Source organism: Chryseobacterium angstadtii (genome assembly GCF_001045465.1).
In the GTDB taxonomy this organism is placed as follows: Bacteria; Bacteroidota; Bacteroidia; order Flavobacteriales; family Weeksellaceae; genus Chryseobacterium; species Chryseobacterium angstadtii.
Window position 1 is genome coordinate 576,941 of record NZ_LFND01000002.1, and the last position, 23,733, is coordinate 600,673.

At 37.6% G+C, this 23,733-nt stretch carries 20 protein-coding genes; 12 read left to right on the plus strand and 8 right to left on the minus strand.

The window, feature by feature from the left end:
• Positions 1–3: 3 nt before the first annotated feature.
• A complete protein-coding gene (locus ACM46_RS07945; RefSeq protein WP_048506082.1) occupies positions 4–831 on the plus strand; it encodes a glycosyltransferase family 2 protein in 828 nt (275 codons plus the stop codon).
• Between the two features lie 533 nt (positions 832–1,364).
• Here the strand turns inward: ACM46_RS07945 and ACM46_RS07950 are convergent.
• Positions 1,365–1,814 carry a hypothetical protein gene (locus ACM46_RS07950; RefSeq protein ID WP_048506083.1) on the minus strand — a complete coding sequence of 150 codons (450 nt, stop codon included), beginning with the start codon at positions 1,812–1,814 and terminating at the stop codon, positions 1,365–1,367.
• Between the two features lie 249 nt (positions 1,815–2,063).
• Between ACM46_RS07950 and ACM46_RS07955 the strand changes: the two genes are divergently transcribed.
• The 8 genes from ACM46_RS07955 to ACM46_RS07990 all read left to right on the plus strand — a co-directional run bounded on the left by ACM46_RS07955 (position 2,064) and on the right by ACM46_RS07990 (position 11,396).
• On the plus strand, positions 2,064–2,615 hold the full coding sequence (locus ACM46_RS07955; protein ID WP_048506084.1) for a YMGG-like glycine zipper-containing protein: 552 nt from the start codon (positions 2,064–2,066) through the stop codon (positions 2,613–2,615).
• Between the two features lie 51 nt (positions 2,616–2,666).
• Complete coding sequence (locus ACM46_RS07960) at positions 2,667–4,298, plus strand: LIC_10190 family membrane protein (RefSeq protein ID WP_048506085.1); 1,632 nt, start codon at positions 2,667–2,669, stop codon at positions 4,296–4,298.
• A 50-nt stretch (positions 4,299–4,348) separates the two neighbouring features.
• The gene (aroC, locus tag ACM46_RS07965) at positions 4,349–5,419 is read left to right on the plus strand and encodes a chorismate synthase (RefSeq protein ID WP_048506086.1); all 1,071 of its coding nucleotides are present in this window, start codon (positions 4,349–4,351) and stop codon (positions 5,417–5,419) included.
• A gap of 16 nt (positions 5,420–5,435) precedes the next feature.
• Positions 5,436–5,999 carry a thioredoxin family protein gene (locus ACM46_RS07970; RefSeq protein WP_048506087.1) on the plus strand — a complete coding sequence of 188 codons (564 nt, stop codon included), beginning with the start codon at positions 5,436–5,438 and terminating at the stop codon, positions 5,997–5,999.
• A gap of 51 nt (positions 6,000–6,050) precedes the next feature.
• The gene (locus tag ACM46_RS07975; protein WP_048506088.1) at positions 6,051–6,590 is read left to right on the plus strand and encodes a TlpA family protein disulfide reductase; all 540 of its coding nucleotides are present in this window, start codon (positions 6,051–6,053) and stop codon (positions 6,588–6,590) included.
• 84 nt (positions 6,591–6,674) lie between these two features.
• Positions 6,675–7,016: a YkvA family protein gene (locus ACM46_RS07980; protein ID WP_048506089.1), complete on the plus strand. Its 342-nt coding sequence runs from the start codon at positions 6,675–6,677 to the stop codon at positions 7,014–7,016.
• Positions 7,017–7,142: 126 nt separating this feature from the next.
• On the plus strand, positions 7,143–8,522 hold the full coding sequence (pyrF, locus tag ACM46_RS07985; protein ID WP_048506090.1) for an orotidine-5'-phosphate decarboxylase: 1,380 nt from the start codon (positions 7,143–7,145) through the stop codon (positions 8,520–8,522).
• Positions 8,523–8,576: 54 nt separating this feature from the next.
• A complete protein-coding gene (locus ACM46_RS07990; protein WP_241485980.1) occupies positions 8,577–11,396 on the plus strand; it encodes a gluzincin family metallopeptidase in 2,820 nt (939 codons plus the stop codon).
• A gap of 312 nt (positions 11,397–11,708) precedes the next feature.
• Here the strand turns inward: ACM46_RS07990 and ACM46_RS07995 are convergent, their stop codons facing one another.
• Together ACM46_RS07995 and ACM46_RS08000 are read right to left on the minus strand one after the other, a co-directional pair.
• A complete protein-coding gene (locus ACM46_RS07995) occupies positions 11,709–12,569 on the minus strand; it encodes a lamin tail domain-containing protein (protein ID WP_048506091.1) in 861 nt (286 codons plus the stop codon).
• A gap of 88 nt (positions 12,570–12,657) precedes the next feature.
• The gene (locus ACM46_RS08000; protein WP_048506092.1) at positions 12,658–13,593 is read right to left on the minus strand and encodes a T9SS type A sorting domain-containing protein; all 936 of its coding nucleotides are present in this window, start codon (positions 13,591–13,593) and stop codon (positions 12,658–12,660) included.
• A gap of 186 nt (positions 13,594–13,779) precedes the next feature.
• Here ACM46_RS08000 and ACM46_RS08005 point away from each other — a divergent pair, with 186 nt between their 5' ends.
• Positions 13,780–16,974: a hypothetical protein gene (locus ACM46_RS08005; RefSeq protein WP_048506093.1), complete on the plus strand. Its 3,195-nt coding sequence runs from the start codon at positions 13,780–13,782 to the stop codon at positions 16,972–16,974.
• A 228-nt stretch (positions 16,975–17,202) separates the two neighbouring features.
• A complete protein-coding gene (gene dusB, locus ACM46_RS08015) occupies positions 17,203–18,198 on the plus strand; it encodes a tRNA dihydrouridine synthase DusB (protein WP_048506095.1) in 996 nt (331 codons plus the stop codon).
• Positions 18,199–18,238: 40 nt separating this feature from the next.
• Here the strand turns inward: dusB and deoC are convergent, their stop codons facing one another.
• From deoC to ACM46_RS08040, 5 genes are all read right to left on the minus strand, one after another.
• The gene (deoC, locus tag ACM46_RS08020) at positions 18,239–18,982 is read right to left on the minus strand and encodes a deoxyribose-phosphate aldolase (RefSeq protein WP_420911829.1); all 744 of its coding nucleotides are present in this window, start codon (positions 18,980–18,982) and stop codon (positions 18,239–18,241) included.
• A 5-nt stretch (positions 18,983–18,987) separates the two neighbouring features.
• Entirely contained in the window at positions 18,988–19,458 is a 471-nt protein-coding gene (locus ACM46_RS08025; RefSeq protein WP_034723648.1) for an Lrp/AsnC ligand binding domain-containing protein, read from the minus strand.
• Positions 19,459–19,476: 18 nt separating this feature from the next.
• A complete protein-coding gene (locus ACM46_RS08030) occupies positions 19,477–20,418 on the minus strand; it encodes an endonuclease/exonuclease/phosphatase family protein (RefSeq protein WP_048506097.1) in 942 nt (313 codons plus the stop codon).
• A 377-nt stretch (positions 20,419–20,795) separates the two neighbouring features.
• Positions 20,796–21,467: a tRNA (guanosine(37)-N1)-methyltransferase TrmD gene (trmD, locus tag ACM46_RS08035; RefSeq protein WP_048506098.1), complete on the minus strand. Its 672-nt coding sequence runs from the start codon at positions 21,465–21,467 to the stop codon at positions 20,796–20,798.
• Entirely contained in the window at positions 21,464–22,726 is a 1,263-nt protein-coding gene (locus ACM46_RS08040; RefSeq protein WP_048506099.1) for an NAD(P)/FAD-dependent oxidoreductase, read from the minus strand. The genes trmD and ACM46_RS08040 overlap by 4 nt, the downstream gene beginning before the upstream one ends.
• 65 nt (positions 22,727–22,791) lie before the next feature.
• Between ACM46_RS08040 and ACM46_RS08045 the strand changes: the two genes are divergently transcribed.
• Positions 22,792–23,655 carry a glycoside hydrolase family 25 protein gene (locus tag ACM46_RS08045; protein ID WP_048506100.1) on the plus strand — a complete coding sequence of 288 codons (864 nt, stop codon included), beginning with the start codon at positions 22,792–22,794 and terminating at the stop codon, positions 23,653–23,655.
• The last annotated feature ends 78 nt before the right edge of the window (positions 23,656–23,733 follow it).

Genomic DNA, 23,733 nt, shown 5'->3' on the forward strand with positions numbered 1-23,733 from the left:
AACGTGATAAAATTCTCTATACTTATAGCCAATTATAATAATGGAAAGTACTTTAGAGACTGTTATAACTCGTTGATCAGCCAGACTTATAAAAACTGGGAAGTTATAATCGTTGATGATGCATCTACAGACGATTCCGTAGAACAAATACAATCCATTATTAAAAATGACTCACGTTTCAGGATATACCAAAACGCCACTAATCAAGGCTGCGGCTATACCAAAAGAGAATGCATGAAATATGCGAAAGGGGAAATATGCGCCTATCTGGATCCCGATGATGCACTTTATACGGATGCTTTAGAAAAAACAGCTGAAGAATTTTCCAAAAGTGACATTACAGCCGCTTACTCGCAGATGATGCTCTGTGACCAGCAGCTTAATCCGGATAAAGTATATGCCAGCACCAAGAAGATTTACAACAACAGGTACTTCTTCAACTGCCCTACCCAGTTCGCTCATTTCTTTACTTTTAAAAAAGAAACTTATCTGAAAACTTCCGGCATCAACCCCAATCTAAAAAGTGCCGTAGACCAGGATCTTTATCTGAAGATCCTGGAGCATGGCAGCGTAAAGTACATAAAAGAACCACTTTACCTGTATCGCCTGCACTCTAATGGAATTTCCCAGCACAGATTCAAACAAAGCGCCAAAGAATCTTTTGCCAAAGTAATTCATGATGCAATGAAAAGAAGGGGAATCAGAAGAATCAACAACCAGCTGGTCCCGGAAGTATATACCAACCCGCAGGAAATCTATGAACTTTTGAATTATCAGACTCAAAAACTCCACAGACTGATCAATAAAGTAAAAGTAACTTTCAATATATAACTAAATTAGAAGCTTCTCAGTAATGGGAAGCTTTTTTACTACCATCCTTCTATCCTAAAAAAGAACCTTATCCTAATCTGTATCTTCCTGTTTATTTCATTCGTCTGTTGAGCCCAAACAAAAGCCCCCAATGAAGGAGGCCTAAAAACACAAATGATGAAAAAATCTATTTAGAAAAATCCAAACAGAATTTGTAGACAATGAATGTCTTAATATTTTCTTTTACTGTATTTCTTCCAGTAAGGAAAGTCATAACTGTAACACCAGAAACCTGATTTGTGGTTAATTTTTTTGAGAAGCAGACAACATCCAAAAATAACAAGCATTGAGAAAGCAAACAGCATCATAAGTTTTAAAATAAACGAATAGTCGTAGATGTCCATAAACAGTAGTTTTTTTCAGTTTTTTTTATAATGTTAAATTTAATATAAATTTCTAAAACAAGTGAATAAAACAGTCTACAATCTATGAATTTATTAAAAAAATCCTCATGCGAGGATCTTTAAAAATGGATGTTCTTGTTTACCACAAATTTACTCGGCCCAGGTTACCGGAATATACACGGTAACATATCCGTCTGCATCCACCTGAGCATCCGATACTGTACCTGTTACAGACCCGTAGCCTGTCCAGCCTCCCTGCCCCTGCATAGCGGAAAATTGGTATGATCCTTCAGGAATTCCTTCATAATATGCAGGAAGCGTCTGAAATCCTCCACTATAATAAGTATCATACACTTCTCCGGTAACCGTATTTTCAGCCAGGAAACTTCCCACATCATGGTTTCCGGATAATGTTTTTGTTCCATCTAAAGAAATAAGTCCAAATCTCACCTTATAGGTTTTTGTTTTGGAGGCCTCCTTAGATGCTGCTGTATTCGTCTGAGGCTTTACATCTGCACTCATGTCATCGGCGGAAGAGCATGAAATACTTATCACCGACAGCCCTGCGAAAGCAATCGTTTTAAAAATTGATATTTTCATATTAAAGTAATTTGGTATTTCAAAAGTAGCCAATTCATATGAACTGAATAAAAACCATTAATTAACTTAAAATTACATTCATGAAGATAATTATCAACCCAAAAGCTTGTTTTGAAATCACCATAAACAGGGCTTTTTAACTTAAAAAACATTATTTTAACATTTATTAACTAAATTTTGGCTTCATAATTGAAAATACATAAAAAGTTGCCGCCGTTTTGGCTCAGACTACTTATTAAAATTTGAATTATGAGAAAGATAGTATTAGCAGGTTTTTTATCCGTCCTTTTAATGACGGCCTGCAAAAAAGACGACAGGACAGCTGAAAAATCACTGGAAGAGCAGAAACTTGAATTTCAGGCAAGACAGCTTGATATAGAAAAACAAAAGCTGGCCATTGAGAAAGAAAAAATAGTGTATGAGGCTCAGAAAAAAGCAGACAGCATTGCGGAAAGTAAAAAATCCCAGGCAGCTGCTGCCAACAATTCAAAACCTCAGATTATAAGAGAGACGAGAACAGTATACAGAGACAGAGGATCCAACTCTAACTCAGGAGGAGGTACCTATGCAGACAACGGAAACACGTCTTCACAGGGAACTACTACCCAGAAAAAAGGATGGAGTAAAGCCGCTAAAGGAACCGTTATCGGTACCGTAGGTGGAGCTGCAGTAGGTGCCATTGTTGCCAAGAAAAACAGAGGTCTTGGTGCTGTAATTGGTGGTGTAGTAGGAGGTGCAACCGGTTATACAATCGGTAGAGCCGGAGATAGAAAAGACGGAAGAGTTCAGCCGCGTAATTAATATTTTCACGATAACATGTAAAGATTGCTTATTTTTAGGCAATCTTTTTTTATGATGTTACTTTTCCTTTCCTCGGCACTCATCCTCTCAGTTCTCGCAGGCTGGGGGAAAATTTTGGAAAGTTTCTTCGGTTCTTTATACCGGGGAGTTTCGGGAAGTATTTTAACCGGAATATTAGGACTCGGTCTTATCTGGACGGTTCTGGCCTTCTTTATTCCTATCAATATATATGTAGAAATTCCTTTTGTAGCAGCCGGAATACTATTCTTCTTCAAAAAGAAACTGTATCTGGAATTCTTTGAGGTTTCAAAAAAAGATGGCCTTTTGACAGGAATAGCTTCCCTGGTTATTTTATATGGCGGTTCTTTTTACCCTTATATACTGGATCATTTCGGATATTATTTTCCTACCATCAAATGGCTCACAGAATTTGGCTTAGTAAAAGGTATTTCCAATCTGGATTTCACACTGGGGCAAATGTCTGTCTGGCATATTTTCCAGGCGGGATTTTCAGGTTTTTCAGATCCTTTTTTAAGAATAAACACAATACTGCTGCTCGTTTACACCCTTTATATTGTTGAACGGAAAAGCTGGATACAGCTCTGTTTTATTCCGGTACTTCTTCTTTTCTCGCAATCTCCGAGCCCCGATCTTCCTGTCATTACTCTCTCCCTGATTATTTTAAATGAAATTATTTCAGGAAATAAAAATACAGCTCTTCTGTTTGCCTGGTCAGTATTTGTATTTTCCATGAAACCTACGATGATATGGCTTCCGGTGCTGGTGTTTTTATGCTCAGTTTTTATTTTTAAATCGAATTACAGACACTGGATCCCGGGAATCGGAATTCTTCTTTTATTTTTCATTAAAAATCTGTGGACATTCGGATACCCTGTATTTCCTGTAGCCGTCGCCGATTTCGAATTGAGCTGGAAACCTAATCCTGAAGTATTAAAAATATCCTCTCAGTATGCCGTTCAGAAAACTTACGATATGCAGTATACTTATGAGGAAATTCAACAATTTTCGTCTTATGATTCGGTCAGAAACTGGTTTTCTCTGGAAGGCATTAAATCAAAGATCAATATTATTTTTATTTTGAGCCTCATTCTATTCACGACATTTGCCTTTATAAAAAGAAAAAAAATCATCAGTCTGATCTGTATTTCTCTGCTGATAAAAAGTGTACTGGTATTAGCATTTTCTGCGCAGTATCGTTTCTTTATGGATGTATTTTTTGTGATATTTTTCATCTTCTTCACTCATATCAGTAAAAGAAATTCAATTGTATTTTTTTCTGTCCTGAGTTTGCTCATAACAGGTATATTAAGTTGTCCTGATTCCATTCAGTATTATTTCCCAAGTTTCAAGCCCGGGAATTTCATGGCAGGATTTAGAAAGGAACAGTTTTACAAACCTTCAGTATATCATTACAACCGGTTTGAAACCTTCAGAACCGGAAATCTAAAGTTCAATATATCAAAAAATTATCCTTTTAATTTCGATACTCCTCTTCCCGCCATTTCATCCGGTTATATTCTTGATGATGCCCAAACAGGAATTTTTCCTCAATCCATTGATGAGAAAAATATAAAAAAAGGCTTTGTCTGGAAGAAAATGACTTCACAGGAAAAAAAGGAGCTGGAGAAGATTATTAATACTATCAAAAACACTAATCAATAGAACAAATCCAGAAACTTTATTATCTGAAGAAAAAAAGGTAATTTTGTAGTATGTTCAACACATTAGGTAATCTTCTCAGTCTTACAACATTTGGAGAGAGTCACGGCGTGGCTTATGGCGGTATCATCAATAATTTTCCGGCAGGTTTAACGGTAGATTTCGATAAAATTCAATATGAATTGGATCGTAGAAAGCCGGGCCAGTCTGCTATTGTAACCCAAAGAAAAGAAAGTGACACGGTAAAGTTCCTTTCCGGAATCTTTGAGGGAAAAACGACGGGTACCCCAATTGGTTTTATCATAGAAAATGAAAATCAGAAGTCTAAGGACTACGATCATATTGCTGATTCGTATCGTCCGAGTCATGCAGATTTCACTTACGACCAGAAATTTGGTATCAGAGACTATCGCGGCGGCGGAAAATCTTCTGCCCGTGAAACGATCAACTGGGTCGTTGCGGGAGCTTTGGCCAAACAGCTTTTATCCGGAATTGAAATCAATGCTTACGTTTCTTCTGTAGGTGACATTTTTTGTGAAAAACCTTATCAGGATCTGGATTTTTCGAAGACGGAAAGCAACGCGGTACGTTGTCCGGATGCTGAAACGGCTGAAAAAATGATCGAAAGGATCAAAGAAATTAAAAAAGAAGGCAATACAATCGGAGGTACGGTAACCTGCGTGATCAAAAACGTTCCTGTGGGAATTGGAGAACCTATATTTTCCAAACTTCAGGCCGAGCTTGGTAAAGCGATGCTGAATATTAATGCATGCAAAGGATTTGAGTATGGAAGCGGGTTCTGCGGAGCCAAGATGACCGGAAAGGAGCACAATGATGCCTTTAATACGGACTTCACTACCCAATCTAATTTATCAGGAGGAATCCAGGGAGGAATTTCCAACGGAATGGATATTTATTTCCGTGCTGCATTCAAACCTGTGGCTACTATTTTAAGACCTCAGGAAAGTGTGGACCGATACGGAAACCCTGTAATCGTAGAAGGAAAAGGACGTCATGATCCATGTGTAGTTCCAAGAGCCGTTCCCGTTGTGGAAAGTCTGGCTGCATTTGTATTGGCCGATTTATTTCTGATCAACAAAACAAGAAACATCAATAATTTTTAATATAAATACTTTAGTAATGAAAAATTACTGGGACCAGGCAATTTCTTTTGAAGAGTATATCCGAATCGGTAAAGAAAGATTGGAGCATCCTTCCAACCCACAGGAAATTGACTATAAACAATACTACGAACTTGGACTTCAGAGAATGGAAAGAACATTGAAAAAATATGTTCCGGATGAAGAGCAGGTAAAAGAACTGGCTAATAAAAATTTTGACGGAAAAATTCTGATTATTTCAGAAGCCTGGTGCGGTGATGCAAGCGCCACGGTTCCTGCATTGGTTACTTTTTTCAAAGAACATAACGAGGTGAAAATCTTTTTAAGAGACAGCGACAAAAGTCTGATCAACCAGTTTATGACAAACGGAACAGAATCTATTCCTAAAGTCATTATTCTGGACAAGGATTTCAATGTTAAAAATTCATGGGGACCACGTCCAAAATACGGATATGAATTACTAATGAAATATAAAGCCGATCCTGAAACGTATCCGAAAGATCAGTTTTATAACGATCTGCAGCTGTATTATGCCAAAAACAGAGGCAAGGACGCAGTTCAGGAAATATTAGAATTATTATAATACAGATTGAATTTCATCTATCTGCCTCTACATAACAGTAAAGATTAACGTATGAAAAAGAATATCATTTATCTTGTCCTTATCATTATTATCGGTGTGATTGCTTTTGTTCCGGGAGTAAAAGAATACCTCCGTGATCAGTTTTTCCCGATCGCTACGATTGAAAATGCAGTACATATAAGTGAAGCGGACTATGACATTGAGCTTAAAGGAATCAATGTTCCGGACACGAATCTTAAAAATTTAAAAGATAAACCTGTTTTCCTTAACTTCTGGGGAACCTGGTGCCCACCATGCAGAAAAGAATGGCCTTCCATCCAGAAATTATATGATTCCCGAAAAGGAAATGTAAATTTCGTTCTGATTGCCATGAATGATAAAGAAGAAGCGGTAAGAAAGTTTTTGAAAGAAAACAATTATAACGTTCCTGTCTATATTGCACAAAGTCCTATTTCTGAAAATATTCTTCCCAAAGTATTCCCTACCACTTTTCTTATAGATCAGCACGGAAGAATCATCATTAAGGAAGATGCATACAGAGATTGGAACACAGAGACTGTGCATCAGTTCATTGACAATATCATCAAGTAATTTTTTTAACTAAATTTTATAGTTTATTGGTATAAAATTTGCGAAATTTACTACGTTGAAAAATTTATTAAAACTAAACACAAAATGAAATATTCAAAATTGAATCTTGCAAAAGAAGCCATCAGCCATAAAGGTTTTGTAAAAAAAATACCTGATATTTTCAGAATGGTCAAATTATGGAGAAAAGGAGTTTATCCTATGAGATCTATTGACATCATCCTTCCTCTTCTGGGAATTTTGTATGTGATCTCTCCTATCGACCTTCTTCCTGAATTTGCAGTTCCGGTATTGGGTGTTATGGATGACTTGGCCGTATTGTCGCTCACGATTCCAAAACTGATTAAGGAAGTAGATAAATTTTTACTGTGGGAAGCCGAACAAAGACTGAACGGCACAAAAGTGATAGACGCAGAAATTGTAAAATAATTTTATTTACAGAAATAACATTGAAGCCACTCTGAAACATTCAGGGTGGTTTTTTAATGACAATTGCCTGATAAATTTTTAAGCCTTATTTCAAATCCTTAAATTTGCACTATCTAATAAAAAATAATGGAAAGTAAAAAAGAATTTTTCTTAGAGTGCTACAAACTGGGCATCATCAAATTCGGAAGATTTACTCTGAAAAGTGGCATTGAAAGTCCGTTCTACGTAGACCTGAGACCTTTGGCTTCAGACCCTAAAATCCTAAAAAATCTGGCTAATTATTTACTGGAAATGCTTCCACTGGATAATTTTGATTTAATCTGCGGAGTGCCTTATGCTGCTCTTCCGATGGCCACTGCAATGTCTCTGGAAAGCTACATTCCATTAATTATTAAAAGAAAAGAGGCTAAAAGCTACGGAACTAAAAAGCTCATTGAAGGAATTTACCAGAAAGGACAGAACTGCCTGTTGGTAGAAGATGTCATTACTTCAGGAAAATCTCTTGTAGAAACCATTGCCGAAGTAGAGCAGGAAGACCTTAAAGTAGCCGATATTGTTGTGGTTCTTGACAGAGAACAGGGCGGAAAACAGTTATTGGAAAGCAAAGGCTACAGAGTTCATACGCTGTTCAATATCTCAGAAGTCTGCGCTATTCTTCAGGAAACCGGAGAACTTTCGGATGAAGAAGTAAAGAGAATCCAGGATTTCCTTCAGGGGAACCACATTCAGTTTGAAGAAAAAATAAGAAGTTCTTACGAGCAGAAGCTTCAACACGCCCAACACTCAGTTTCTAAAAAGCTATTGGAAACCGCTTTGGCTAAAAAATCAAACCTGATTGCCTCTGCAGATGTTACTACTACACAGGAACTTCTTGACCTGGCAGAAAAGGTAGGGCCACACGTGATCGCTTTAAAGACCCATATTGATATCATTTCAGATTTTGAATATGAAAAAACCATTACTCCATTAAAAGCATTGGCTGAAAAGCACAGATTCTTATTGATGGAAGACAGAAAGTTTGCAGATATCGGAAATACGCAGGAACTTCAGTTTACCAGCGGTGTATTTAAAATTACAGACTGGGCAGATTTTGTCACTTCACAGGTGATCGGAGGATTTGAATCCTTAGACTGCTTTAAAAATGTAGGTGTAGTAGCTATTGTGGGGATGTCTTCCAAAGGAGCACTGACTACGGCCAGTTACCGTGAAGAGGCTTTAAAAATAGCATCATCCCACCCGAATGTAATTGGAGGCGTATCACAAAACCCGATTCCTGAAGAGCTTCTTCTTTTCACGCCGGGAGTGAATCTTGCAGATTCAGGAGACGGAAAAGGACAGCAATACAATACGCCTGAACATGTTTTCAAAATGCTTCATACCGACTTCATTATTGTCGGAAGAGGAATCTACAAATCCAATGATCCTGAAACGGCCGCTATTACGTATAAAAACGAGGGCTGGAGCGCGTATATTAATTCTTTGCAAAAAAACGAGATCCACGGCTAAAATCCTGTTGAATATTTTCAAAATAAGTTTATATTTGGGCTTTATCACAGGATATTGAAAAAGATCACCACATGTCTTATTTTGTTTTGGGGAATTATACAGATTTCCGGGCAGAAAGACAGCATATATATTGAAGCAAAATTATCTGCCGACAGGAAGACGCTGGAGGTCAATCAGGAAATGGTGTATTACAATCATTCTGATAAAGACCTGCATTCGGTGAAGCTCCTCAACTGGGTTTCTGCTTACAACAAAAGAGGAACCTCACTGGTATACAGAAAACTGGAAGACCGGAGCAGCGATCTGCATTTTGCAAAACCAGAGCAGCTGGCTAAACTTCTGGATTTACAGATTAAAGATTCGGCTCAGCAGCCTGTTTCTGTGAATTCCACGACAGATGAAAATCTTTTTCTTGCTCTTAAAGAGGCTTTAAAACCTGGCGAAAGCATCAAATTGCAGCTTCAGTACCGGATGATCCTTCCTGATAAAAAATTTACGGGATACGGTACTTCCGATACTACAACAGCTTTAAAATATTTCTTTATTGTTCCGGATCGTTTCGATCCGGACAATATTTCCAAAAGAAATTATCATGATATTGAGGAGTCTGTAAGTTTCAATACTTTCTGGACGATCAACTTTGATCTTCCGCCGAACAGCTTTATCGAAGGGAATCTTCCTCAAACCCAGATGAATTCTTTCAAGGGCTATCTTGATTCTGATCCCGAATTTATTATTTCTCAAAACGGGCTTCCTTCCATCACAGTCAATGTGGATGGAGCAGACACCACCATTAAATTCGGATACAGTCTGAAACCGGAAGAGAAGCAGAATCTTGAATTTTACCTGCCTTTACATTTAAAGTTTATCAAGGAAAAAACGGGTTTCCTTCCGAAAGATCTTTTTATTTCGGATAAGTTCAGATCTGCGGAAGATTTCTTCGGAAACAATGATATCACTTTCTGGAAGTTCAGATTTCAACTGTTCACTGATGCTGAAAAAACAGATCTCGATTATTTCGGAATCATCGCAAAAAAAATCCTTGACGAAGGTATCATTGCCGATAAACAGGACCATCACTGGTTCAAAAACGGATTGAAATCGTATCTGGAAATCCAGTACATCCAAAAGTTCTACAAAGACACCAAATTATTGGGAAATCTTCCCGAAACCCGTATTTTCGGAGTAAAACCTCTGAAACTGTTTCATGCATCGGAAGTAAAACTTATTGACCGTTACGGACTCGCTTATCAATATATTACGTCTCAAAACCTTGATCAGAAGATCAGTGAAAAATTTACGGTTTTGAGCAATTTCAACAATATGGCTGTCAGCAGCTTTGAAACAGGGAGTCTTTTCAATTATACTGCTGATAAAATGGGTTATGACCGTTTTAACAGTATTTTAAAGGATTATATCTCAAAAAATACAGACAGACAGATAAATCCGGAAGATTTTCTTAAAGAGCTGGCCGAAAAAGAAAAAACGTCAGCCTATCTTTCTGATTTTTTAAAACAAAAAAACAGGGTGAACTTCCGATTGAAAACAGTGAGAAAGGAGGATGACTCTTTAAGCATTAAGATCGCAAAAAATACAGACTCTCCTATTCCGGTAAAATTAGAAACCAAAACGAGTGAGGGTGAAAAAAAATCCTACTGGATAGAAACGGAAAGCGACCGGATGACCAATTTTTCTCTTCCGGCTTCTGAAGACATTCATAAAGTTACGCTTAACAGTGATTATATTTTCCCAGAATCTAAATACCGGGACAATTTTTTATATGCAAAAGGAATTTTTTCGAATGCTAAAAAAATAAAGTTTAAGCTTATCAAGGATATTCCCAATCCTGAATATAACGAAATATACATCAGCCCGAGGGTACGTTTTAACAACACATATGATAAATTCCTTCTGGGAGTGAACTTAAAGAATCAGTCTTTCTTCGATCAGAAGTTTCTGTACTCTTTTACCCCAACCTACAGTACCGGAACCGGAAAGCTGACAGGATCGGGAGCGGTCTCCTACTCTTTCCTTCCTGCCGAAAGTATTTTCAGAAGTATCACTTTTGGTGTTTCAGGTTCTTATTTCCACTATGATTACGGATTGGCTTACAGAAAAGGTTCTGTATTTTCCAGTTTCAATTTTAGAAAGAATCCACGAAGCACGGTAAGCAGAAGTATCGGGTTTTCTTATAATTACCTGGAAAGAGATCTGAGCCCCCGAATGGTAGCGAACAGAGATTATGGCAAGTATAATCTGTGGACCGCAGGATATGGCTACAGCGACAGCCAGATGATCCATGAAAAAAGTTTAAGTTTAAGCACTCAGGGAATGGAGGACTTCAACAAAATTACGGCTGAAGGTTTTTACAGATGGGAATTTGCCCCTAAACAAAAACTAAGTCTCCGTCTGTTTGCCGGCTATTTTATAAGAAACGATACCCGAAACAGTACGTTTAACTATGGAATTTCCAGGGTATCCAACTATTCTTTCTCTTATAATCTTTTGGGTGAAAGTGCTAACAGCGGGCTGCTATCTCAACAATTTATATTGGCTGACGGTGGTTTTAAATCTTTCCTTCCCGGATCTGTCAACCAATGGATTACTTCTTTCAATGTAGATTCAAGTGTATGGAAGATATTTCACGTGTATGCTGATGCCGGAATCTATAAAAATAAAAACCGTCCTGCAGAATTTATCTGGGACAGTGGTATTAAAGTGAGGCTAATTCCGGATTTTCTTGAAATATATTTCCCGATACAATCGTCTTTAGGGTTTGAGCCTTCTTTTAAAGATTACGGGAAACGTATCAGATATACTTTGATTCTTAATCTGGGTGCGGTTATCAATGCAGCCCGAAGAGGATGGTATTAAAAATAAAAAAGCAGCTGTAAAAAATACATCTGCTCCTTTTAACATGTTATATTGAAAACTAACTTTTGCTTTTGCAGAAACGGTTCCTACTCATATGATTCAGGTTCTTATTCTACACTAACAAAATATCAAAAACAGTACCACAAAATTAATTATTACTAAAGAATCAGCTCATCCGCAAAATATCAAACACATTTTCTATTCAATTCATTAAGATATTTCAAATAAAATTAATGATTAGGATAGCTTTAGAAAAAAGGCTCCGGCCATTTCTTCGAAATGGCCGGAGCTTATATTTAAAAAAAACTGAAATTAGTCTTTTAAGATCTTCTGAGATACAGGCTCGTTGTTTACCGTTCCTGTTACGATATAATTTCCTTTGGCAAGCTCAGCAACGTTTACGGTTCCGTTTTGTTTAACAGAAGTAGTTTTTACCACCTGTCCGAACATATTGTAAACTTTTACATCCTTCACATCAGCTCCGAAAGTGATCTCGTCGCTTTTTACAAAAGTATTTTTTACGAAGTTGGCTGTTTTTGCATTTTTCACATCAGACACAGCTAGTGAACCTGAAGTATTTTGAGGAGTCGGAGCACCTGCTACGAAATCTGCTGCATTATTATTGGTATCACCTGCTGTTCTTGCTACTGAATTAGCAGCTGACGGAGCCGGAGCAGGCCCTGTTCCTTCGAATTGAGTTGCGGTTGTTCCATACCCTACAAAATCTACCACATTAGCATCTGTAGGAGTTGTAACCTGTACTGAGTTATTGGCTAAAACTACTTTACCGGCACCCGCTGCCATTGCAAACCCCGGGGTTGTGTTTGTTCCTGTACCAAAATTGGTAGGAATCGGAGCGATGTAGTCCGGTGTTGGTAAATTAGTTGTACCTCCAGTACCTGCGCTTTCCTGTATTAAAAACATTTGGCCAGGATTCAAAGTAATGGTAGGTAGAGGATGATACTGGTTGAAAGTACCTGCGGCAGAAGCATATTGTAAAGTAGCTCCTGTTAAAGTAACAACAGTTGAACCTATATTTTTCAATTCAACAAAATCATTTTTATATGTAGATCCAGAGTTTCCACCGCCTCCATATACTTCATTGATCACAATCTGCGCATTCATTGATGCCGCTGCAGAAATTAATCCTAAAACTGTAAAGATTTTTTTCATTATAAAAAGTTTTAAATTTATGATATAAAAGTACAAAAAAACCGTCACTTTATTAAAATGACGGTATATAATTAATGATTAATTAAAATTACCTTTTAATAATTTTCTCTGAAACCGCTTTACCATTAATATTTCCGGTTACAATATAAATTCCTTTCTGAAGATCTGCAACATTTAAAACTCCGTTTTCTTTAACGGAAGCAGTTTTAACCAGCTGTCCACCTGCTGTGAAAACTTTAATATCAGATTTTAATCCGAAATGAATTTCATTCTCAACAGAAGTGTTTTTAACAAATGCTTTATCGGCTACTTTATTATCAATAGTTGCTAATGCAGAACCTTGTGGAGTAAGTGAAAAATCATCAATAGCAAGACCGTCATCTGTTCCGGTAATGTTTACATCAACAAATCTGATCCAGAATGTTTGACCTGCTGCAATATTTAATCCTGAAATAGTAGAATTAAGAGCTGTTCTCAAACTTGCACTATTACCATCTCTTGTTCCGGCTGTTCCTGAAATATCAGTAGTATTATACGTTAAAGCGGATACGCCAGTCCAGGTTCCTGTAGTAAGTGAAGTAGCATTTGTACTGTATTCAAATGTGATCTGATCATTTGTTCCTCTGGTCGCCTGCCCCATTCTCCATTCTTCTCCGGTATATGCAACTGCAAGCTGAGTGATCGGGCTTCCTGTATTGTTGGTAAACTGAGCTCCCCATCTTGATAAAAGGTTACCACTTGCGATAGATCCTAATGCTCTGTCTGTACTCCCTGTAGAACCATAGCTATAAGTATCTCCGGCATTCAAAGCACCTGTATCTGCAGTGTAGGTAGCATTGGCATTGGCTCCTGTTTCGGAAACACTCCAGCCTGCAAGAGTTCCTGATAAGGTTAAAGAACCTGTACTTGTATTGGCAAGACCATCAAAGTTTTGGGTGTAAGCTGTGTTGAGTGCTGTTAAACTGATTTGACCAAATGCAAAACCGGTCAAAGCAAGTAAAGCTAACGAATAAATTTTTTTCATGATTTTTAAATTATATAATTAATAATATCCAGGGCTAAATTACATGATTTTTTTCTTCAAATACAATAATTAGGTTAAATTTTTGTTAATAATGCCAAAACCGTTACTATTAACATTTTTTAGTTATTTTTACGAATTATTTTGAAAGGCTTGCGCAATCTTTTTCTTCTGATCGGTTTGTTTTTCATGGGCATATTTTCATCTTATGCACAAATATTTTCGTGGAAAAACCCCAACAATATTCCGGAAGATACTATTAAAAAAGACAGCATTCTGGCCGCTAAATTTGAACGGGATATTTTTGCAAAGGACACCCTGGATTTTGTAAGAACCAATAACAAAATAATTGTAGACGAAGCGGTACTCGCCAAAAACGATAAGAAAAGATTTTTAGGAGAGCTGAACTCTAAAGGTTCCATTATCCGCGGAATTACATTCGGTAACAATCAGGGGCAGTCTGTACAGAGTTCTATGGATCTTCAGATTTCCGGAAGGTTGTCAAAAGACGTTACCATTCTGGCCAGTATCTCAGATCATAATTTACCTATTCAGGCGGACGGCTATACGCAAACCCTGGAAGAATTCGACAAGATTTATATGCAGCTTAATATTAAGGATAAATCAATCCTTAGAGCAGGGCATCTTGATCTTCTGGAAGCCAAAACTTATTTTGCAAAATACCAGAGACGAAGCATGGGGCTTCAGTTTCAGACCGAATTCGGAAAAGATAATAAAACATTTGTAGATGTATCTATGGGTGTGGCCCGAAGTGAATTTCACAGAGTCCGTTTTCAGGGGGTTGAAGGTAACCAGGGACCTTACCGTCTGACCGGGAAAAACGGGGAACAGTTCATCACCCTTATTTCCGGTTCTGAGCAGGTATTTATTGATGGTATCCTTATGAAGCGTGGAGAAAATCAGGATTATATCATTAATTATAATACCGGAGAGGTGACATTCACCAGTTTCCGACCTATTTTCCAGCAGAATTTTATTACTATTTCCTATAACTATACGAACAGAAATTATTCCAGATATTTGTTTACAGGAAAAGTTGAACATCAAAGAGAAAAATTCAAAGTAGGCTTAAATTGGTTCATGGAAAATGACAATAAAAATGCCCCACTCTCTTTAAATCTTTCCAAAGAAGATGAACAGATCCTGGCCAATGCAGGAAATGATCCGAATCTGATGTACGCCCCATCCGGTGTGGTTACAGCATATGATGTCAACAAAATCCTTTACCGACTGAATCCTGCGGGGAGTTTTTATGAATTTTCTACAGATCAGAACGAAACGCTTTATCAGGTTTCTTTCACTTATTTCGGTCTCAATAAGGGAGATTATAAAATTACGCAGACTACCAATAACGGACGTGTATTTGAGTATGTCGGGAATAATATGGGAGATTATAAAGCAGTAAGAAAGCTTCCTTCCCCTCAGAAATCACAGGTGTACTCTGTGAATTCAGAATATCTTTTAAAGGAAGGAAAAATAGGTGCTGACTTCTCTCTGAGCAATTATGACCTCAATCTTTTTTCATCAAAGGACGCCGCTCAAAACATGGGCTATGCATGGCGCGTTTACGGAAATAAAAGTTTTACAAAAAGCAATTGGAAAGGAACTCCAAGTTTCGAATACCAATACATTGATAAGCAGTTCCATATTCTTGACCGTATTAATGATGTGGAATTCTCAAGAGATTTCAACTTAGCGCAGGAATTCAGCCAAAGAACCCAAAACAGATTTATTTTCAGCTTTTTAAACAAGTGGAATAATAAGTCTACCCTGAACTACAGAATCAATTACCTGGATGAGCAGGACACTTATAAAGGAATAAAAAATGATCTGGATTTTGGCTGGATCACCGGGAAATTCTTTACAAAAGGAAATCTGTCTTATCTGAATACCAATGCTACCCTTCAGGACACTAAATTTATCCGTGGTGGAGTTTCTACCGAGTTTACCGGTAAAAAAGGAAGCTGGGCCATTGGAGGAAGTATGGAACATAATGAGAAAAAGTATAATGATACCCAACTCATGGATGTCACAAGTTTCAGCTGGAAAGAAATTTTCGTACAGAAAAAGATTGGAGACAGTACGCGTACAAAACTCCTGGCAAAGGTTTATATGAGGGATAATGACTCTGTACGCGACAACAGGCTGCAGAGTATGAACAATATTCTGGGCTTCATGGCAGAAAGTCAGTTGATCAAAACAGAAAAAACCACTTTAAACGCTCTTATCCATTATAGAAAATTCTTCTACCAAAACGAGAATGCTGATATGACCCGAAATAACGATTTTGTTGTCGGAAATATTCTTTATAATCAGCAGCTTTTCAGAAACGGGATGAGACTTCAGGCTTTTTATGAACTTGGAAACGGACAGGAGGCGCAGAGAGAGTTCCAATATCTTAAAGTAACGGACGGACAAGGGGTTTATAAATGGACCGATTACAATGGTGACAGCGTTCAACAGCTCGACGAATTCGAAATTGCCGAGTATTCCGATCTGGCGCAGTACATCCGGATTTATACGAATTCGGTGCGTTATATTCCTTCAAATAAAAATAAAATACAGCTGGCATTGTTCGTCAACCCATCTATAGTTTTCAATTCTGAAAATGCATTTTTAAAGCGCTGGAATTTCAATGTCTCGTTAAATTCACAAAACTCTTTCTATAAAAAAGACAAAGTTCTGGTATTGAATCCGTTTGAAAAGAACAGCGACCAGATTCTCAAAAACCAGAACATTCTGGCTTCGGTACAGTTCAACCCTACTGAAAAATCAGGCTGGAATGGAAATTACTGTTTTATAACCAACGACAACCTCATCAATGCTAATTTCAGTAACGAAGAACGTGAGCAGACTTCACATTTCATCAATGTCGGATATTGGTTTAATAAGGAATTCAGAGTTGACTGGGAGAATTCTATTCACGATCTTAAAAACTCTTCACAATTGTTTGCTACGAGAGATTATCGCCTGAACAATGTGGAAACCAAGCCTAAAGCCACCTATAAATTCACGGATGCTATTCAGGCAGAGCTTTCTTCGGCTTACCGTCAGAAGAAAAGAATAGATGGTGAAGAATTACTGAAGGCTTTTGATATTACGGGTACCATTCAGTGGGAGCGCAAGAAAACTTCCATCCGTGGAAATTTCTCTTTTATCAACAATAATTTCACCGGAAACAATTTCAGCATTGTAGGAAATCAGATGCTGGACGGTCTTAAACCTGGGAAAAACCAGGTGTGGAGTGTCTTTATCCAACAGGCCATCAACTCATTCCTTCAGCTTAATTTAAACTATGAAGGAAGAAACTCCGGAGAAAGAACGATTCATATCGGAAGTATGCAGGTAAAGGCAAGTTTCTAATTGAGTTTGAGAGTTTGAGAGTGAGAGAGTTGGAAAGTTTGAGAGTTTGAGAGTTGAAGGGTTTGTGTATAGAGAGAATCAAATAATAGCCTTAATCTCAATCTAAACCTCTGCCTTAACCTTAGCCTCAGTCTGAAATCTAGTGTCTTCTCCCCCTGATTTCCCAATCTATTTTCACAATAGAAATTATCATATTCCCGAATGTTTAGAATTTCGTAAATTTGCGCCATGGTAAAAATAGGCAATATAGAACTGCCGGAATTTCCGCTTTTGCTGGCTCCGATGGAAGATGTAAGTGATCCTCCATTCAGACGTCTATGTAAAATGCATGGGGCAGATCTGATGTATTCAGAATTCATTTCTTCTGAGGGCTTGATTCGTGATGCAATGAAAAGCCGCAAGAAGCTGGATATTTTCGATTATGAAAGACCCGTAGGAATCCAGATTTTTGGTGGAGACGAAGAAGCAATGGCAATGTCTGCAAGAATTGTAGAGACCGTAAACCCGGACCTGGTAGACATTAATTTCGGATGTCCGGTAAAAAAAGTAGTATGTAAAGGAGCCGGAGCCGGTGTTCTTAAAGATATTGATCTTATGGTACGCCTTACCAAAGCTGTTGTAAGCTCTACTCATCTGCCTGTAACGGTGAAAACCCGTTTAGGATGGGACAGCACCAGCATTAATATTGATGAAGTAGCAGAACGTCTGCAGGAAACAGGAATCAAAGCGCTGACGATACATGCAAGAACGCGTGCGCAGATGTATAAAGGTGAAGCGGACTGGGAACATATTTCCAGAATTAAGCAGAATCCTAATATTGAAATTCCTATTTTCGGGAACGGGGATATTGATTCTCCGGAGAAAGCACTTGAATACAAGCAGAAATATGCCTGTGACGGTATCATGATTGGCCGTGCGGCTATTGGATATCCATGGATCTTTAATGAGATCAAACATTTCTTCGAAACAGGTGAACATCTTGCCGAGCCTACTATTTCAGACCGTCTGCTGGCTGTCCGTCAGCATGCAGAATGGAGCGTAGAGTGGAAAGGGGAAAAATTAGGGCTTATTGAAATGAGACAGCACTACAGCAATTATTTCCGCGGTATTCCTCATTTTAAAGAATTCAGAAAAAAATTCCTTGAGGTGTATACATTGGAAGAGATCGATGCCTTAATCAAGGAAACCGAACTTTTCTACGAGGAATATCAGGCACAGATATAAAATAAAAAACCATCAGAATCTGATGGTTTTTTTATGCTTTTTAATAACCTTCGGATGAAGATTCGTCTTTAATTAGTGCCAATGCGGAGGAAGTCCCAATTCTTTTCACTCCCATTCTGATCATTTTCTCAGCATCTTCGGGCGTTCTTACTCCTCCGGCTGCTTTCACAGGAAGTTTCCCTGCATTATCCAGCATAATTTTAATGCCTTCAAAGGTAGCTCCGTTGGGTTTTCCGCCTTCCGTCTGATAAAAGCCTGTAGAAGATTTTACAAAAATATTTTGAAAGTCTTTTTCAGCGAAGTTTTCTTCTGCCCAGACTGCAATATTTTTAGTGAGTGCCGCTATCTGATCATCATTAAGTGCTGCAATTTCAATAATCCATTTTACCACTTTATGATGCTGCAGACCCAGCTGCGTACATTGTATAAATTCTTCTTTTACCAGTTCCTGATCTCCGTGGAGATAGGCTGCATAATTAATAACAAAATCCAGTTCATCTGCTCCGTCTTCAATTGCTTTTGAAGCTTCCGCAAGCTTCTCGTCAATAGAATAGGTTCCTTCATGAAAACCTATCACGGTTCCTACCGCAACATTTGAATTTCTTTCCTGAATATACTTTTTGATCTCTGCTACATAATCCGGTCGGATCATGACGGCAAAAATACCATGCTCTATGGCTTCCTGCGCTAGTTTTTTATCTAATTGTAATGTTTCTTCGTTTGATATTCCCGACTGTGCAGGTGTTTTCAAATAAGTGGAATCCAAATATTGGGCAATGTTCATAATCTTTATACTTTCAGTTGTCTGTAAATACCTTGTTCCAAAGATATGAAAGTTTCTGTTCTTGTCACCCCTTTAAACTTCTGAAGTTTGTTAAGAATCTGCATCAGATGATCGTTGTCTTTACAAAGAACTTTTAAGAAGATGGTGTAATTTCCTGTGGTGTAATGAGCTTCTACTACCTCGTTTACATCATGAAGAGATTTTACAACATCAGGATAATGGCTCGGCTGATCCAAAAATACCCCGATATAAGAAATGACCTTGTATCCTATTTTTTTAGGATTCAGAAAAGAAATGGAGTTTTCGATAACTCCCGCGTGCTCTAGTTTCTTAATTCTTTGATGTACAGCTGTTGTAGAGATTCCAACATTTTTTGAAATGTGGGCTAACGATGTTTTGGCGTTATCCATCAGCATGTAGATGATCTCTTTGTCAATTGAATCTAAATGATAACTTGTGTTGCTTGAATTTTTCATTTTCTACTTTTTTATTATTTATGTTTTTGTTTCTTCAAATTTCACAAAAACCGGAAAGTGGTCGCTGTATCCGCCCAAGTACCGTGTACCGGCATAGGTTCGGAAGGGTCGTCCTTCAAAATTTTTTACTCGGCTGCTTATTTTTTCAGAGTTAAAAATATGGGCACTCTGAAAATTCAAAACCTCATTATCAAAAAGTGATTTTGATAAAATGATTTGATCATAAAGCAGTCCTGACTTGTAATGAAAAGTAGAATAATTTCTTGTTGAAAACAACTCTAGAAAAGGGTTTACTAAAACCTTCTCATGATCGTTGTCGTAGAGAATTTTTACTAAATTTTCATCATCCGGGTTTTCGTTAAAATCACCACACAATATCACATGTTCATTATCATCATGTACAATTTTCAGGATCCGCGAACGGATCTCATTAAGGATAAAGTCTCTTTTGGGCTTGTTAACGTCTTTTTCTCGCTTGGAGGGAAGATGGGCGATAAAAACATTAACAACAGTTCCTTTATATTTAATTTTAGAAAATAGTACGTCTCTGGTTGTGTCGTAATTTTCTGTGTTTTTTTTATTTATAATTTCAAAGAAGAAAGTAATAGTTTCTGAATCTATAATTTCTACTTTGCTTTTATCATACAGCAGGGCTACATCTACCTTTCTTTCATCCATAGAATTGTAATGTACAATTCCGTATTCTGAATTAAAGGGTTCCATTTCAACCAGATCTTCCAAAACTTTCCTTCCGGAAACTTCAGATAACCCGATGAGGAATGGAAGTACACCATTTTCGTCCTTCATCAACTGGAAAACATGTGAAATTTTAAAAAGCTTATTCCTGTATCTCTGCCCGTCCCAATTTTTTAATCCCGATTTCGTTGGGTCTAACCTATGGATTGGCTTGGGATCAGGTAAAAATAAGTTTTCGACATTGTAAAAAGAGAACATCTCCATCTGCACAAATTGCTATCTTAAAAATTATCACTTTCTTTTCCGTTGTAAATTTATTATTTTTTTTCAAATTCCGTTAATTTATTTATAATATTTTTACATTAATGTTATACAATAAATGTAACTTATTGAATAAAAAACATCAAGAAGAAAGCTTTTATATGACTAAATTATTAAGTATTTCAATTTATCAATCGGCAAAACAAAATTAAAATAATGCGTTTTTTTCAACTTAATAAAAATAAAATTCTTTAAATAGATAAAATTAATTAATAATTTCAATCAATATTAACTATTATAACAATTTCTATTCCGTTTTATTTATACTCTGCTAAGAATATGAAAAAAAGTAGCGGTTTAATGAATTTTACTTATCATTTTTAAAGTAAATCCGGACGTTTTTCCTCCGTAATTCTTACCGCCTCATTATGACGCCATTCTTCAATTTGTGCAAAATTTCCGCTTAACAGAACTTTTGGCACCTCTAAACCTTTATAAACTTCAGGCCTTGTATAGATGGGCGGCGAAAGAAGATCATCCTGAAAACTGTCTGTAAGAGCACTCTGCTCATCATTCAGAACTCCGGGAACCAGTCTTATGATAGAATCTGCCAGGACACATGCCGCAAGCTCTCCGCCTGTAAGCACATAGTCGCCGATGGAAATTTCTTTAGTGATATGAAGATCCCGGACTCTCTGATCAATTCCTTTATAGTGGCCGCAGAGAAAGATCAGATTCTTCGTAATGGATAAGGAATTGGCAATTTTCTGATTGAGTGTCACCCCGTCCGGCGTCAGATAAATCACCTCATCATACTCTCTCTGGGATTTAAGCTCTGAAATGCATTTATCCAGAGGTTCTATCATCATTACCATTCCTGCTCCACCTCCGTAAGGTTCGTCATCAATCTGCCTGTGTTTATTGATGGCCCAGTCTCTCAGATGGTGAAAATGAACTTCTACTATCCCTTTATCTATTGCTCTTCTTAAAATAGAAGTCTGAAACGGACTTTCCATCAATTCCGGAAGTACGCTTATTATATCAATTCTCATTGTAATGTACCGTTTTTCTTATTCGGTGAAATAATTAATCTTAAAGAAGAATCTTTGTTGAAATAGCTCCACATCCAGTTGAAAAATACTGCCAGCTTATTTCTTACACTCAGAATGAGCATGAGGTGGAGGAACATCCAGAAGTACCAGGCCAGAAACCCCTGAAACTTGATAAACGGAAGATCTACCACAGCTCTGTGTTTTCCGATAGTTGCCAGTGAACCCTGATCTTTATACTCATACTCCGTCCAGTCACTGCTGTTCTTCTTTAGTAAATTCTTACCTAAATTTTTCGCCTGATTAATGGCTACGTTAGCTACCTGCGGATGGCCCTGTGGATACTTTGGCGTTTCCATGTAGGCAATATCTCCCACCGCATAAATATTATCGTACCCTTTTATTTTATTAAATCTGTCTACTATATATCTGTTTCTTACCAGTTTATCTTCCGGAAAGCCATCTACCACATTTCCTGTAACACCGGCTGCCCAGATCACATTATTGGAAGGAATGTCTTTGCCGCTTTTCATGTACACTTTGTTACCGTCGTAATCTGTAACAATCTCTCCACTCAGGAAAGTAACGCCAAGATCTTTAAGGTATTTTTCTGATTTCTCCTGTGCTTCGCTGCTCATTACAGCCAGTGGCTTTTCTGTAGAACTCACCAGAATAATCTTCAGATGGTCAAAGTTCATGTACGGATAATCTCTGGGAAGAATTTCTTTTTTCATTTCGGCAAATGCTCCTGCCAGCTCTACTCCCGTAGGCCCGCTTCCTACGATAACGATATTCCAGTTACCATCGTCGCTTCTGCTTTTTTCAAGAATCAGTTTTTCAAAGGTCATCAGTACATGGTTTCTGATGCTTATGGCTTCCTGGGTATTTTTCATCCCGAAAGCTCTCGATTCCATGTCTTTGTTTCCGAAGAAATTAGTTTTACACCCTGTAGCAATAATAAGTTTATCATAGGTAAACTCGGCCTCATCCGTAATCACTCTGTTGTGTACAGGATCTATTTCTTTTACTTCGGTAAGACGAAACTGTGTATTTCTGGACTGCTGAAAAATCTTCCGGAAAGGAAAGGAAATATTGGAAGGTTCTATCCTTCCGCATGCAACCTGATAAAAAAGCGGCTGAAACATATGATGATTCACCCGGTCCAGAACGATTACTTTTTTGTTCTTGTTATTTAATGTTTTTGCAAGCTGCAGCCCCGCAAATCCTCCTCCTATAATGATGATTTTTTCGCGTGTTTCCATAATACACAAATTTACTGATTTTATTTAGCATTTAGTAGTGAAAAAAGTTAGTTTTGTAAAACTTTATGACACCCAGAAAGTACACCAAAAAAACTGCCAAAAAAGTACATGAGAACCGTCGGAAGAATTATTTTTTCCGGAGAAAAGTAATATTAGCCATCTTAATTCTTGCTTTAATAGGAACCGGATTTTATCTGAAGCAGTCTATCAGCTATTATTACGCATTATACTTTAATAAATTCAATCACAAAAAACTTCACAACAGCGAGAAAGAAGCGGCAAGAATTCAGAAAATTCTTACAGCCAATCTCGATAAAACTTACGGCTTTGATATTTCCCATTATCAGAACCGGGAAGATATCAAATGGGACAGCCTGAGCATTGGAAACAAAACCATTCCGCTGGAATTTGTAGTGATGCGTGCAACCATGGGAAACCGCAATGCAGACAAACATTTCGATGAATTCTGGGAACAGGCAAAAAAACACGAACTGATCCGCGGTGCCTATCATTTTTACCGGGCCGATGAAGATCCTGTCATTCAGGCCAACAATTTTTTATCCAATGTAAAGCTGGAAAGCGGCGACCTTCCTCCTATCCTTGATATCGAAAAGATTCCAAAACGGAAAACCAATAAAAAACTGATTGAAGATCTTAAAGTATGGTGCAAAATCGTAGAAGAAACCTATGGTGAAAAGCCTATTATTTATACTTATTATCATTACTATAAAGACTTCCTGAAAGGCGAATTTGATGGCTACCCGATCTGGCTTGCCAATTATAACGATGTGCCCACTCCTACTCCGGAAGGCCCGTGGGATTTCTGGCAGTTTACGGAAAATGGGATTGTCCACGGCATCAATTCAAAGATAGACCTTGATATTTACAATGGAAACTTGTGGTCGTTGAGAAGGTTGACACTGGACTAGGAATCATGGGCAATGAGTGATGAATGATGAGTGATGATTTATAAATAATCAACAGCCTATTTGCCTTTACACTCTCCA

Excerpts from the sequence above, each read along its gene's own strand:
- ACM46_RS07950 (WP_048506083.1), bottom strand. The coding sequence starts at position 1,814 with ATGAAAATATCAATTTTTAAAACGATTGCTTTCGCAGGGCTGTCGGTG.
- ACM46_RS07955 (WP_048506084.1), top strand. The coding sequence starts at position 2,064 with ATGAGAAAGATAGTATTAGCAGGTTTTTTATCCGTCCTTTTAATGACG.
- ACM46_RS07960 (WP_048506085.1), top strand. The coding sequence starts at position 2,667 with ATGATGTTACTTTTCCTTTCCTCGGCACTCATCCTCTCAGTTCTCGCA.
- aroC (WP_048506086.1), top strand. The coding sequence starts at position 4,349 with ATGTTCAACACATTAGGTAATCTTCTCAGTCTTACAACATTTGGAGAG.
- ACM46_RS07970 (WP_048506087.1), top strand. The coding sequence starts at position 5,436 with ATGAAAAATTACTGGGACCAGGCAATTTCTTTTGAAGAGTATATCCGA.
- ACM46_RS07975 (WP_048506088.1), top strand. The coding sequence starts at position 6,051 with ATGAAAAAGAATATCATTTATCTTGTCCTTATCATTATTATCGGTGTG.
- ACM46_RS07980 (WP_048506089.1), top strand. The coding sequence starts at position 6,675 with ATGAAATATTCAAAATTGAATCTTGCAAAAGAAGCCATCAGCCATAAA.
- pyrF (WP_048506090.1), top strand. The coding sequence starts at position 7,143 with ATGGAAAGTAAAAAAGAATTTTTCTTAGAGTGCTACAAACTGGGCATC.
- ACM46_RS07995 (WP_048506091.1), bottom strand. The coding sequence starts at position 12,569 with ATGAAAAAAATCTTTACAGTTTTAGGATTAATTTCTGCAGCGGCATCA.
- ACM46_RS08000 (WP_048506092.1), bottom strand. The coding sequence starts at position 13,593 with ATGAAAAAAATTTATTCGTTAGCTTTACTTGCTTTGACCGGTTTTGCA.
- ACM46_RS08005 (WP_048506093.1), top strand. The coding sequence starts at position 13,780 with ATGGGCATATTTTCATCTTATGCACAAATATTTTCGTGGAAAAACCCC.
- dusB (WP_048506095.1), top strand. The coding sequence starts at position 17,203 with ATGGTAAAAATAGGCAATATAGAACTGCCGGAATTTCCGCTTTTGCTG.
- deoC (WP_420911829.1), bottom strand. The coding sequence starts at position 18,982 with ATGAACATTGCCCAATATTTGGATTCCACTTATTTGAAAACACCTGCA.
- ACM46_RS08025 (WP_034723648.1), bottom strand. The coding sequence starts at position 19,458 with ATGAAAAATTCAAGCAACACAAGTTATCATTTAGATTCAATTGACAAA.
- ACM46_RS08030 (WP_048506097.1), bottom strand. The coding sequence starts at position 20,418 with ATGGAGATGTTCTCTTTTTACAATGTCGAAAACTTATTTTTACCTGAT.
- trmD (WP_048506098.1), bottom strand. The coding sequence starts at position 21,467 with ATGAGAATTGATATAATAAGCGTACTTCCGGAATTGATGGAAAGTCCG.
- ACM46_RS08040 (WP_048506099.1), bottom strand. The coding sequence starts at position 22,726 with ATGGAAACACGCGAAAAAATCATCATTATAGGAGGAGGATTTGCGGGG.
- ACM46_RS08045 (WP_048506100.1), top strand. The coding sequence starts at position 22,792 with ATGACACCCAGAAAGTACACCAAAAAAACTGCCAAAAAAGTACATGAG.